This window comes from Pseudoalteromonas obscura, assembly GCF_030135505.1.
GTDB classification, from domain to species: domain Bacteria; phylum Pseudomonadota; class Gammaproteobacteria; order Enterobacterales; family Alteromonadaceae; genus Pseudoalteromonas; species Pseudoalteromonas obscura.
The window spans coordinates 505,408-518,547 of record NZ_JASJUT010000002.1 but is presented as its reverse complement, the minus strand read 5'-3'; the positions used below and the strand labels follow the sequence as shown (position 1 = coordinate 518,547).

The 13,140-nt window shown below is 43.1% G+C and carries 11 protein-coding genes; 10 read left to right on the top strand and 1 reads right to left on the bottom strand.

Annotated elements, in window-relative coordinates; genetic code table 11:
• The first annotated feature begins 4 nt into the window (after positions 1-4).
• From relA to QNM18_RS06460, 5 genes are all read left to right on the top strand, one after another.
• Positions 5-2,161 carry a GTP diphosphokinase gene (relA, locus tag QNM18_RS06480; protein WP_284136701.1) on the top strand — a complete coding sequence of 719 codons (2,157 nt, stop codon included), beginning with the start codon at positions 5-7 and terminating at the stop codon, positions 2,159-2,161.
• Positions 2,162-2,170: 9 nt separating this feature from the next.
• The gene (mazG, locus tag QNM18_RS06475) at positions 2,171-2,950 is read left to right on the top strand and encodes a nucleoside triphosphate pyrophosphohydrolase (protein ID WP_284136700.1); all 780 of its coding nucleotides are present in this window, start codon (positions 2,171-2,173) and stop codon (positions 2,948-2,950) included.
• A gap of 114 nt (positions 2,951-3,064) precedes the next feature.
• Positions 3,065-4,699: a CTP synthase gene (locus QNM18_RS06470; protein WP_211009810.1), complete on the top strand. Its 1,635-nt coding sequence runs from the start codon at positions 3,065-3,067 to the stop codon at positions 4,697-4,699.
• Between the two features lie 147 nt (positions 4,700-4,846).
• Positions 4,847-6,139: a phosphopyruvate hydratase gene (gene eno / locus QNM18_RS06465; RefSeq protein ID WP_023397140.1), complete on the top strand. Its 1,293-nt coding sequence runs from the start codon at positions 4,847-4,849 to the stop codon at positions 6,137-6,139.
• Positions 6,140-6,415: 276 nt separating this feature from the next.
• Positions 6,416-6,790 (top strand): hypothetical protein, encoded by a 375-nt coding sequence (locus tag QNM18_RS06460; protein WP_211009809.1) that lies wholly within the window; start codon positions 6,416-6,418, stop codon positions 6,788-6,790.
• Between the two features lie 56 nt (positions 6,791-6,846).
• Here the strand turns inward: QNM18_RS06460 and mutH are convergent, their stop codons facing one another.
• Positions 6,847-7,521 (bottom strand): DNA mismatch repair endonuclease MutH, encoded by a 675-nt coding sequence (gene mutH / locus QNM18_RS06455; RefSeq protein WP_211009808.1) that lies wholly within the window; start codon positions 7,519-7,521, stop codon positions 6,847-6,849.
• 425 nt (positions 7,522-7,946) lie between these two features.
• Between mutH and rppH the strand changes: the two genes are divergently transcribed.
• From rppH to QNM18_RS06430, 5 genes are all read left to right on the top strand, one after another.
• Positions 7,947-8,465 carry an RNA pyrophosphohydrolase gene (rppH, locus tag QNM18_RS06450; RefSeq protein WP_023397137.1) on the top strand — a complete coding sequence of 173 codons (519 nt, stop codon included), beginning with the start codon at positions 7,947-7,949 and terminating at the stop codon, positions 8,463-8,465.
• Between the two features lie 13 nt (positions 8,466-8,478).
• Positions 8,479-10,764 carry a phosphoenolpyruvate--protein phosphotransferase gene (ptsP, locus tag QNM18_RS06445; protein ID WP_284136699.1) on the top strand — a complete coding sequence of 762 codons (2,286 nt, stop codon included), beginning with the start codon at positions 8,479-8,481 and terminating at the stop codon, positions 10,762-10,764.
• 156 nt (positions 10,765-10,920) lie between these two features.
• Complete coding sequence (locus tag QNM18_RS06440) at positions 10,921-11,745, top strand: sulfite exporter TauE/SafE family protein (RefSeq protein WP_247687285.1); 825 nt, start codon at positions 10,921-10,923, stop codon at positions 11,743-11,745.
• A gap of 9 nt (positions 11,746-11,754) precedes the next feature.
• A complete protein-coding gene (gene lgt / locus QNM18_RS06435) occupies positions 11,755-12,549 on the top strand; it encodes a prolipoprotein diacylglyceryl transferase (RefSeq protein WP_023397134.1) in 795 nt (264 codons plus the stop codon).
• 114 nt (positions 12,550-12,663) lie between these two features.
• A complete protein-coding gene (locus tag QNM18_RS06430) occupies positions 12,664-13,083 on the top strand; it encodes a hypothetical protein (RefSeq protein WP_211009806.1) in 420 nt (139 codons plus the stop codon).
• The last annotated feature ends 57 nt before the right edge of the window (positions 13,084-13,140 follow it).

Here is a 13,140-nt window from a genome sequence, read left to right as displayed (position 1 = left end):
AATAATGGTAGCGACTCGCCAATCTCACCACGCAACACTTCCGGCTGATTTTGACGCGCGTTTGGCGCTGTTAAATTTGTCTGAAGAAAAAACTGATCGACTCAATGAAGCATATGCTTTATGCCCCGCGGAAGCCGATGGGGAACTGCTGGAAAAAGCCATTGAAATGGTTGAGATTTTGGCTGAGCTGAATTTTGACTCAGAATCCCTTGCTGGCGCGTTTCTAACTCCCTATTTTCTTGCGCAGCAATTAGATATTGAAGCGATCGAAAAGTCATTGGGCGAGAATATCGCGCTGCTATTAAAAGGTGTGGAGCAAATGGCTTCAATAAGCACCTTGGCGCATCAAAGCAAAGGCAATGTCCAAATAGACAAAATTCGCCGCATGTTGCTTGCAATGGTAGAAGATGTGCGTGCTGTTGTGATCAAGTTGGCAGAGCAGATCTGCTATTTACGTAGCGTAAAAGATGCTTCAGAAGAAGAGCGCGTCGTGGCGGCTAAGACCACAGCGAATATTTTCGCGCCGCTTGCAAACCGTTTAGGCATTGGTCAACTTAAGTGGGAACTTGAGGATCTTTCCTTTCGTTATCTACACCCAGAAAGTTATAAAAAAATTGCCAAAAAATTGGCCGACAAACGCCTTGCTCGTGAAGCATATATGAGTGACATGGTTGCTGCGGTGCAACAAAAGTTAGCAGATGCGAATGTCACGGCAGAAGTTTATGGTCGTCCTAAGCACATCTACAGTATTTACAAAAAGATGTCGCAAAAAAATTACGAGTTTGAACAGCTATTCGATATACGCGCTATGCGTATAGTGGTAGAGCAATTGCAGGATTGTTATGCTGCATTAGGCATCGTACATACTAACTGGCGTCATCTCAATAAAGAGTTTGACGACTATGTTGCGACCCCGAAACCAAACGGTTATCAGTCAATTCACACCGTTGTTTTTGGCCCTGAAGGTAAAACAGTCGAAATTCAGATCCGTACCCACGATATGCACAAAGATGCTGAAATGGGGGTGGCTGCACACTGGATGTATAAAGAAGGTGCGTTGCCAGGTCGTGGCTCCGGCTATGAGCAAAAGATAAGTTGGCTAAGAAAATTATTGCAGTGGCAAGAGGAAGTTGTTGATGGCAGTGAATTTGCTGAAGAGTTAAAGAACCAAGTTGTTGAAGACCGGGTTTATGTTTTCACGCCGCGTGGCGATATTTTTGATCTACCGCTGGGGTCCACTCCGCTAGATTTCGCCTATTACATACACTCTAATGTAGGGCATCGCTGCATCGGGGCGAAAGTATTTGGTAAAATAGTGCCTTTTACTTACAAGCTTTCCACTGGGGATCAAATTGAGATATTAACCCAGAAAAACCCATCACCGAGTCGTGATTGGCTTAATCCTTCTTTGGGGTATATATATTCTTCTCGTGCACGCAGTAAAATTCATCACTGGTTTAAACAGCAAGACAGAGATAAAAACCTACAAGCAGGTAAGGAAATTCTTGATAGTCACCTACAAAAGCTGGATATCAGTTACAAAGAATTAGAGCCTGCCATTGAACGTTTTAACTTTAAAGAGTTGGACGACTTGATGGTGGCGATTGGTGCGGGTGACGTACGTATCAATCAGTTTTTAAACTTTATTCAAGATAAGCCAGAATCTGAGCCTAAATTAAAGCTAAGTACCCGTAAAAAGCACAAAGGCGATAAAAACGGCATTGTAGTCGAAGGTGTGGGCAGCTTGCTCAGTCACGTTGCAAAGTGTTGTCAGCCTGTACCGGGTGACGCCATTGTTGGTTATATCACGCAGGGTCGAGGTATTGCGGTACATCGCGCCGATTGTGACTCTTTTGCGCACATAACGGAGCTGCATCCGGAGCGCGAAATTGCAGTCAGTTGGTCTGAAGATGTGCAATCATTCTATGAAATCACCATTCGAATAGAGGCCAATGATAGGCAGGGGCTTATCCGAGATATTAGTGCGGTTTTAGCGAACGAAAAAGTCAATGTGCTCAATATGAATGTGCAAACTCAACATGAAAAAGGGGTTGCAGTTTTTACAATGAAAATTGAAGTCGGCGACTTATCCGCAACCAACCGTTTACTGACTAAACTACTTCAAACCGAAGGCGTGTTTGAAGCTAAGCGCCAGCACTAAGGACAATGAATGAGTGAGAATGTACAGCGTCTTGTAGAGATCATGGCAACTTTACGCGACCCCGAAAGAGGTTGCGATTGGGATAAACAACAAGATTTTAACTCGATTGTTCCTCACACCCTAGAAGAAGCGCATGAAGTGGCTGATGCCATAGAGCAGCGAGATTATACTGCACTCAAAGATGAACTTGGAGATCTGTTGTTTCAAGTCATTTTTTATGCACAGCTAGGCAAAGAGGCTGGCCTGTTTGACTTCGAGTCCATTGTTGCAGGACTTAATGAAAAGCTTGTGCGCCGTCACCCCCATGTGTTCGACAAAAAAACATCTTTGACAGAGCAAGAGTTGGATGCTCAGTGGGAGGCAATTAAACAATCCGAACGCAAAGAAAAAGCAGCATTCGGTGATGATGTGATCCAAGGGCTTCCAGCATTGACAAGAGCTAAAAAAATTCAAAAGCGCGCAGCTTCTTTGAGGTTTGACTGGCCAGATTATCATGGTGCACTGGATAAAGTTGAAGAAGAAGTGGATGAAGTAAAGGAGGCCATGGCAAAGGATCCGTACTCAGAGCATAGCGCGGAAGAACTTGGCGATTTGCTCTTTGCAACAGTGAATGTCATTCGCCATGCGAAACGAGACCCAGAGCAGCTATTGCGTCAGGCCACAAGAAAATTTAGTAATCGATTCATCCAAATAGAAGGGGTTTTAGCTAAACAAAACCTCACCTTGGAAGAAGCTAGCTTAGAGCAAATGGACGATGCTTGGGAGCGCATAAAAAAGCGCGCAAAGTAATCTCGGTGTTTGAGTAGACAATTTTTGCTGGATTGCTAATCACGCTTTTGCTATACTATTGCCCCGTCTTGATTCTTATTTAAATTCCATTTTCCTTGATATTCTAGGGTTCGCATGAGTACAAAATTTATCTTCGTAACGGGCGGAGTTGTTTCCTCCTTGGGTAAAGGTATTGCAGCTGCTTCATTAGCTGCGATTTTAGAGGCACGTGGCCTTAACGTGACTATTCTTAAGCTGGATCCTTATATCAATGTTGACCCGGGCACAATGAGCCCTATTCAGCATGGTGAAGTTTTCGTAACCGAAGACGGGGCGGAAACTGACCTAGACCTTGGTCACTATGAGCGCTTTATTCGCACCAAAATGACTAGCCGTAACAACTTTACGCAAGGTCGTGTATTTGAAGACGTTTTACGTCGTGAGCGTAAAGGCGAGTACTTGGGCGCAACGATCCAAGTTATCCCACATATTACCAATGACATTAAGCGCCGAGTAATTGAAGGTGCAGAAGGGCATGATATCGCGATCGTAGAGATCGGTGGTACGGTTGGTGATATTGAGTCACAGCCATTCCTTGAAGCGATCCGTCAACTTGGTACTGAGCTTGGTCGTGAGCACGCATTATTTATGCACCTAACATTAGTGCCTTTCCTTGGTGCTGCTGGTGAAGTAAAAACTAAACCAACTCAGCACTCAGTTAAAGAGTTACGCTCAATTGGTATTCAGCCAGATATTCTTGTCTGTCGTTCTAACTGTAAGTTGCCTGCAAACGAAAGAGCGAAAATTGCACTCTTCACTAACGTAGAAGAAAAAGCAGTAATCTCGCTTCAAGATGTTGATAGCATCTACAAGATCCCTGCGTTGTTAAAGTCTCAGGAACTAGATAACCTAGTTTGTCGTCGTTTCTACCTTGAGTGCCCTGAAGCTGATTTATCTGAGTGGGAACAAGTGCTTTATCAAGAGTCTAATCCGACTGGTGAAGTAACAATCGGTATGGTTGGTAAGTATATTGAGCTTCCTGATGCATACAAATCAGTTAACGAAGCCCTTAAGCACGCAGGTTTGAAAAACCGTGTAACAGTGAATATCGAATATGTTGACTCTCAAGATATCGAAAGCAAAGGTACTGAGAGACTAGATCACCTTGATGCAATACTAGTTCCTGGCGGATTTGGTAATCGTGGCGTTGAAGGCAAGATCCTTGCTGCTAAATATGCCCGTGAAAATAAGGTCCCTTATTTAGGCATTTGTCTTGGTATGCAAGTAGCGTTGATTGAATATGCGCGTAATGTTGCTGGCCTTGAAAATGCAAACTCTACTGAGTTTGATGTGAACACGCCAAGCCCAGTCGTTGGTTTGATCACTGAATGGCTAGATGCAGATGGCAATGTTGAAACTCGCACTGAAGATTCAGATCTTGGCGGGACAATGCGTTTGGGTGCTCAACTATGTCATTTAGCTGAAGGGTCCAAAGTACGTGAAGTATATGGTAGTGCAGAAATCACAGAGCGCCACCGCCATCGCTACGAAGTGAACAACAACTTTGTTGAGAAACTAGAGCAAGCAGGGTTGGCATTCACTGGTTTATCTGAAGATAAAAAGCTGGTGGAGATCATTGAAAATAAAGATCACCCTTGGTTTATTGCTGCTCAGTTCCACCCTGAGTTTACCTCGACTCCTCGCGATGGACACCCATTGTTTGAAGGGTTTGTTGGTGCAGCATTCAGCTACCAAAAAGAAAACTCTTAAGAGAAAAAGCCGTGCACGAGTGCACGGCTTTTTTGTTTAAATACCTTAGGTATTGCTATGCGACTGAAACACACAAATACGGTTGCATAGCAATGCGAATTAAGCAGAAATAAAAACACTCACCACTTTGGGAAAAGAGGAATCAAGATGTCAAAAATCGTAAAAGTGATTGGCCGTGAAGTTATGGACTCACGTGGTAACCCAACCGTTGAAGCCGATGTTCATTTAGACTCGGGTGCTTGGGGCCGCGCGTGTGCACCATCAGGTGCATCAACAGGAACTCGCGAAGCACTTGAATTACGTGATGGTGATAAGTCTCGTTACTTGGGTAAAGGTGTACTTACAGCAGTAAACTTTGTAAATAAAGAAATTGCACAAGCGCTAGAAGGCCAAAATGCGCTAGAGCAACGTGCTGTTGACCAAATCATGCTTGACCTAGATGGTACTGAAAACAAAGAAAAGCTAGGTGCAAACGCAATCTTAGCTGTATCTCTAGCAACAGCTAAAGCTGCTGCACAAGAGAAAGGTGTTGCATTGTATGAGCACATTGCAGACATTAATGGCACAGCAGGTCAGTTCTCAATGCCAGTACCTATGATGAACATCATCAACGGTGGTGAGCATGCTGACAACAATGTTGATATTCAAGAGTTTATGGTTCAGCCTGTTGGTGCTTCAAGCTTCCGTGAAGCATTACGTATGGGGGCTGAAATCTTCCATAGCCTGAAAAAAGTATTGAGTGCTCGTGGTTTGAATACAGCTGTTGGTGATGAAGGCGGCTTTGCTCCTGATCTTAAGTCAAACGAAGAAGCGTTAGAAGTAATCGTTGAAGCAGTCGCAGCAGCTGGTTATGAAATGAACAAAGACGTGACGCTGGCTCTTGATTGTGCATCTTCTGAGTTCTACAAAGATGGCAAGTATGACCTAAGTGGTGAAGGTAAGGCGTTCGACTCAGAAGGTTTTGCTGATTTCTTAGCTGATCTTGCAGCACGTTACCCAATTGTGTCTATTGAAGACGGCCTAGACGAGAGCGACTGGGATGGTTGGAAAATCCTAACAGACAAAATTGGTGAAAAAGTACAGCTTGTTGGTGACGACTTATTCGTAACTAACACGAAAATCTTAAAGCGTGGTATCGATGAGAAGATCGGTAACTCAATCTTGATTAAATTTAACCAAATTGGTTCTCTTTCTGAGACTCTTGATGCAATTAAGATGGCGCAAGATGCAGGTTTCACTGCGGTTATCTCTCACCGCTCAGGCGAGACCGAAGACGCGACAATTGCTGATTTAGCAGTTGGTACAGCGGCAGGCCAAATCAAAACTGGTTCTCTATGTCGTTCAGACCGTGTTGCTAAATACAACCAGCTTCTACGTATTGAAGAGGCTTTAGGCGACAAAGCTGTTTACAATGGTCGTTCAGAGATCAAAGGTCAGTAGACTTACTAATTGCTTTTAAAAAGATAAGCCACGACTGAGCTGTGTTCGTGGCTTTTTTATATCCATCGAAAGCGCTATAACGATCAATATTTCCGTCATATCTAAACTTAAACGCTCTCCACGTAAGCTTCCAAGTAAAAAACATCAGTCAATTAGATTTATATTTTATTTAAAGTTTCATAAATAATTGTATTTAAAGGGTTAAAATTAATTGCCCTTATAGGTACAATTCGCATGAAGACTATAAATTATAATTAATACAAGGAATTTAAACCCATGAATAAAAAAGCTCTCTCAGTTTTAGTCGGTGTGTTGGGCGTTGCAGCCAGCTTTGGTGCCTCAGCAAGCAAATCTTGGTGTAGCGGTAAAGTGACAGACTTGCAATTAGATAAGAATACTCGCTTATATGCGAGCTTTGCAGGAACAGGCAGCACTCCTTTGAAAGTGTCAAATGGCTCTCTGTGTTCTTTAAAAACTTCTCAGGGCGAGAATACTTTTTGTCAGGCATTGCATAGTCAAATGTTAGTTGCGTTGACCACTCAACAGACAGTTACTTTTTGGTTTAACAATAACAATGGCGAATGTCCAAGTGGTAGTTGGACCAACTTAGAAAGTAAAGGCTTGTACCACTTTAGAATAATCAAAGGATAAAAACCTTTACACAGCAGTGGCCGTGATCAGCTAATGCGAATTGATGATGGCCACTATTAGCACGAGAAGTGATTCTTCAGTATGTTTTGGGTAAATTGCGTCTTCAAATAAAATCCTCGGGGCAAGGTTTTTATCAACCCGCCTTCAGGCCCTATAGCATCGGTTAATACTTTGCTGTTAGCTGCCTTAGGTCTGATCTGCATGACTTCCCCAAGGTGCCCAGAAATTTCATTTACTCGACCTACGGCAATTAATTCAATCTGTTCTTCCCAGTCTCGTCTCAATTGTGCTTCTTGGAGCGAGTCCGGCTGCCATAAAAATCCAGTTCCAATAGTTCTATTAATCGGCGGAATATCACGTTCAGCTAAGATTGGAAGCCAAAGTACATGGTTGAGCTTTTTCTTAACGCTAGAGCTTTGCCATGTCAATCCCGTCAGGTTGGTCAGTGGTACAACAGACACATAGGTCGTTTCAAGGGGTTTGCCGGTATAACTTAGCGGTAAGGTTTTGAGCTCTATGCCGATATGCTCAAAGTCAGGTACAGGCTTGGAGCCTGCACTGGCGCCCAATACATATTCTAATAGCTGCCCAGGCCAGCCTTTTTCTCGTAGCAAATCATCCGGACTTTTAAAGTGATACTGAGCGGCTAGCTCACCCAGAGTTAACCCGGCGATCGTCTCAACACGCTGCAATAATTCAGAAATACTAGTTGGTGGAGCGGGTTTTAGCATTGCTTTACTTACCTTATATAGATGTGAGGAAATTTTATCAAAATATAAGGGGGTTGTGGATTAAGTTGGGTTGGTTGTTTTTTGAACTGAATTTGTTTGGTGTTATTTTGAACAGTTTTAAATGGGGTGTGAATAGTTTAAGTTTATGATATTTATGCTCTTTATTGGTTTTCTATAAGGTTTGGATGACTGCGAATCTATGATAATTTGGATAAATACAGATATATGAACAACATTATCCACAGTTTCTGTGGAGAAGTTAGCTTTTTGGCTATGGAACTGTGGATTTGTTTGTAAAATGCGCTTGTTAGTTCTGAGTTATGCACAAGCTGTGAGTAACTTGAGTAAAAGCGGGAATAATATTTGCTGATGCCAGCTATATATGGAACAATCAAATAAAATAGACATAAGAATGAGGCGCTAAGGTGATTGATGCCGAAGGATTTCGTGCCAATGTGGGAATTGTAATATGTAATAACCAAGGGCAAGTATTTTGGGCAAGGCGCTATGGTCAGCACTCTTGGCAGTTTCCCCAAGGGGGGGTTGATGAAGGTGAAACCCCTGAGCAAACTATGTATCGTGAGCTTCACGAGGAAGTGGGGTTAAGGCCTGAAGATGTCGAAATTGTAGCCAGCTCTAAACACTGGCTCAGATACAAGCTACCAAAAAGGTTAATTCGTAAGGATTCAAGCCCCGTATGCATAGGGCAAAAGCAAAAATGGTTTTTACTCAAACTTAGGTGTAAAGACGAAGAAGTTGACCTACTGAGAACTCACCATCCCGAATTCGATGATTGGCGGTGGGTAAGTTACTGGTACCCGGTAAGGCAAGTCGTTTCATTCAAAAGGGATGTGTATCGTAGGGTTATGAAAGAATTTGCTCCATTTGCGATGCCGTTCAATCGCAAAGAACATAGCCATAAAGATCATTGGCGAAGACGATAGGTAGGATGTCAAAGTGCTAGCAACGTTAAGGTCAATTGCGCAGTCAGTTTCTCAACAAGATAACTTAGGTGACGCTCTAAACCTTTTCGTTGTGATGGTAAAGCAGGCCATGCAGACGGATTGCTGCTCAATTTACTTTGCTGATTATAGCCAAGACAATTTTGTTCTTATGGCCAGTGATGGCTTAAACCCCGAAGCTGTTGGTCAATTCAGGATTGGATTTACTGAAGGTTTAGTTGGCCTAGTCGCACAGCGCGAAGAAACAATTAACATCGCTCAGGCGCAGGTGCATCCTCGATTCAAACACTCTCCAGAAGTTCAAGAAGAAGGCTTTAACGCCTTCTTATCTGTGCCAGTGGTCCACCAGCGAAAAGTACTCGGTGTGATTGTCGTACAGCAAAGAAACACACGTGAATTCAGTAACGACGAGGAATCATTTTTAATCACATTGTCTGCCCAGTTGGCGTCTCAACTGGCCCATGTTGAACTGCAAACACTATTAAAACAAGATGCGACCAATCACAAAACATCAGTGCTAAAAGGTGTAGCCAGCACCCCAGGAATTGCACTTGGTAAAGCGTATGTAGTGTTACCTAAACTGGATTTTTCCAGTATCGAGTCAACAAAAAATACCAATCTGAGTGAACAAAAAAAGTTATTTAAACAAGCTGTGGATGCGACTAGACATGAATTTCACGTGCTTGCTAATCGCCTATCGTTATCTCTACCCAAAGAGGCACTAGCTGTCTTTGAGGTATATCAACAGCTTTTAGATGCACGTAGTCTAGGTCAGCAAGTAAGCAAAGAGCTTGAGTTAGGCTGGGATGCGAAATCTGCGCTTAAACATGTAATTGAAGATCTGGTAACTCAATTTGAGGCCATGCAAGATCCTTATATCAAAGAACGAGCTGTGGATGTAAAGGATTTGGGTTTAAGGGTATTACATCATTTGGTTAGTACTGAGTCGATAACAAAATCATATCATGAGCAGACCATTTTAGTCGCGGAGACACTCACACCAGCCATGTTAGCGCATGTGCCTAAAGACAAGTTGGTAGGGGTGATCAGTGTTCATGGCTCAGCGAATTCTCATGCTTCAATATTAACTCGTGCAATGGGGATCCCCGCAATTTGGGGGATTGAAAATATCCCACTCCTCCAGTTTGAAGATAAACCCATCATTCTTGATGCTTATGCAGGGAGAATATATGTTTCTCCATCTAAAGTACTGACTCAAGAATATGAGGCACTTCGGCAAAAAGAAAGCCAACTGCATGATAAGTTTGATGCGGAACATGATTTGCCGCCCATTACCCTAGATGGAGAGCGCATCAGTTTATTATTAAATGCGGGGCTAGACCTTTCTTCAGAGCATATGAGCGCAAAATACAGTGACGGTGTCGGTTTATATCGTACCGAGTCTTGGTTTATGCAACGGGGACAATTCCCATCTCAAGCAGAGCAGGAGCAGTGTTACCGAGAAGTGTTGTCTCTGTATCACCCTGAGCCCGTTGTTATGCGTACTTTGGATATCGGCGGAGACAAAGTCTTAGATTATTTTGACATTGAAGAAGAAAACCCATTTTTGGGCTGGCGCGGCATAAGAGTCACACTGGATCACCCAGAACTTTTTCTCGACCAGCTAAAAGCGATGATCAAGGCGAATGCAGGGCTCGGTAACTTGCGAATTATGCTGCCCATGATAGGTCATACGGAAGAAGTGGATGAGGCACTGGCTCTGCTTGAACAAGCTTATTTTGAACTGCAAGAGGAGTGGGCAGATCAGTTTTATCAGATAGATAAACCTGAAATTGGGGTTATGATAGAAGTGCCTTCAAGTATCTTTTTGCTACCAGAGTGGGCGGAAAAAGTCGATTTTTGCTCTGTGGGTAGCAATGACCTAACGCAGTATTTGTTGGCTGTAGATAGAGCCAATTCACGTGTTGCCAAGCTGTTTGAGCCTTATCACCCTAGCGTATTAAGGGCGCTAAATCGCATTGCCACAGATTGCCAAGCTCTGGAGCTACCTTTTAGTTTATGCGGAGAGTTGGGCTCGGAGCCTGAAGGCGCGATTTTACTCGTGGCTATGGGCTATCGCAGGTTGAGTATGAATATTTCGGCGTTGAATAAAGTAAAATGGGTGCTTAGAAGACTCAAGGTGACGGACATGGAATCCTTACTTGAGCAATGCTTGAGCGCATCAAGTGCGATTCAAGTGCACCGTTATTTACGAGAGTTTATTATTGCTCAGGGCTTAAGCGAAATCATCTATACGCAATCAGGAACAAAAAACGCTTAGATTCTAAAATCGGCTTTTTCATGGAATGGGTCGTGAGCTGAGTGAGTCGCGTTTAGTGTATAGTTAAAGAGCGCTATTTTTGAATCAAGCGAATAGGTGTGCAGGCTCACCGCAGATGCGTTAACATAGGGCACAACAATAACAAAGAGCATCATAATGAACATCATTATGTCTATTAACGCACCGTTGGTTTTAAGCTGTGCGTTACTCGGTTGTGTGGTCGGTTTTTTAGCTGGGTTGCTTGGTATTGGTGGTGGCCTCATTATTGTTCCGGTCCTATCGGCAATATTGATCAGTTTTTCAATATTACCCACTGAGCAAGTCATCGTAGTGGCAATTGCGACCTCATTAGCTTCAATATTATTTACTTCAACGTCTTCCGCAATTGCACATCACCGAAATGGCAATGTGCCTTGGGCTATAGCACCTTGGGTAGTGAGTGGTGTCGCGATAGGTGCGCTTTTAAGTGGCTTTTTTACCACCTTAATCCCTGCTTTGATCATCAAATGGGTATTTTTACTGTGTGTGATTTTAATCGCTGCAAAAATGGTGATTTCAAGCCGTAATGTTGAACAAAACGTCACTCGAAATTTACCCAGCGGTGCGACGATTACTGGCATAACCAGTATTATGGGCGCGCTCTCAGCCATGATTGGCATTGGGGGTGGGGTGCTTGTAGTACCATTGCTTAACTATTTTTCTATAGATATGAGAAAAGCCATAGGGTGTGCTGCGGTGAGTGGTATTGTGATTGCTTTGTTTGGCAGTATTGGTTATATCGTTGCGGGTAGCGAAAAGTTAACTTTGCAACAAGGCTTTTTGGGATATATTTACTTACCGGCTTTATTTGGTATTGTACTGACTTCTTGGTTTACTGCACCATTGGGTGCTAAAGCCACACATTATTTACCAGTAGCAACAATTAAAAAGGTGTTTGCATTCATACTCATCGTGATTGCAGGCAAAATGTTATTTTATTGAGGGAAAGCGATGGCTTTGCAGTTTCCGGAAATTGATCCGATTATATTTTCAGTCGGTCCACTAAGTGTCCGTTGGTACGGCCTTATGTACTTAATTGGTTTTGCATTTGCGATGTGGTGGGCAAATAAAGAAGCTGATAAACCCAACTCGGGCTGGACGAGAGAGCAGGTCAGTGACTTGCTATTTTATGGCATGTTAGGGGTCATTTTAGGTGGCCGTATTGGCTACGTGCTATTTTACAACTTCTCTTCCTTTTTATCAGATCCGCTGATGCTATTTAAAGTATGGGAAGGAGGAATGTCATTCCACGGCGGTGCACTTGGTGTCATCACCGCGATTTTTATTTTTGCATGGCGAACTAATAAGTCCCCTTTGGCTGTGGGAGATTTTGTGGTGCCTATGGTTCCTGTGGGGTTACTAGCTGGCAGGATCGGTAATTTTATTAACGGTGAATTGTGGGGACGGCAAACGGATGTACCTTGGGCGGTAATTTTCCCTTCGGGCGGTAATGTTCCAAGGCACCCCTCCCAATTGTACGAAGCGTTTTTTGAAGGGTTGGTCTTATTCTTGATTCTTGTTTGGTATCGCAAACAGCCGCGTCCAGCAGGTAGTATTGCAGGACTATTCTTATTGGGCTACGGCGTATTTAGGTTTGCAATTGAATACTTCCGTCAACCAGATGCCCATATTGGGTTACACGCTGGTATTATCTCACAAGGGCAAATATTGTCGTTGCCAATGATAATTGGCGGCCTAGGCCTGATGATTTGGGCGCATCGCCGAGAAGCAGTTAAAGCTGCTTAATTACATGCTTATGGTCTAGCTAAGTGAGTAAATTACTCACTTAGCTAGACAGTGTTTTATTCTTTGTCGATTTAGCGTTATAGTAGTACTACAAAAATCAAAGGTATCAGACTTGTGAGTGATCGCAAATTATCAAAAACAGTATATAACCCTGTGCAACTGGTATTAGTTGTGGCAGTGTTTTTGATGTTTGTGTTTCAGCCATTGGTGCAGGCAAAGATGATATGTGATCACGATATGCCGATGGCTTCTATAACAGTGGCCATGCATGATGTTCACCAGAGTATATCGCAGTCACATGACCACAGTAGCGGTATGCACCATGATACTTCTATGGCAACACACAGTGATATGGATTGTTGCAAGACCGATTGTACTTGCCCTACCAGTTTGTGTGCGCCGTTTTCTCTTTTTATCAGTGAAGCGAATATCTTTTCTACAATCAATTTAGCAACAGACAAACCTGTTTCTGGCTATGTCGGTTCACCTAACCAATTTATCAACTCCGTATATAAACCACCCATTTTGGTGTGATCCTAGGGTTATTGCGCCCTAAATATTCTGTATAAAAATTGGCCGTCTTCATGTCTG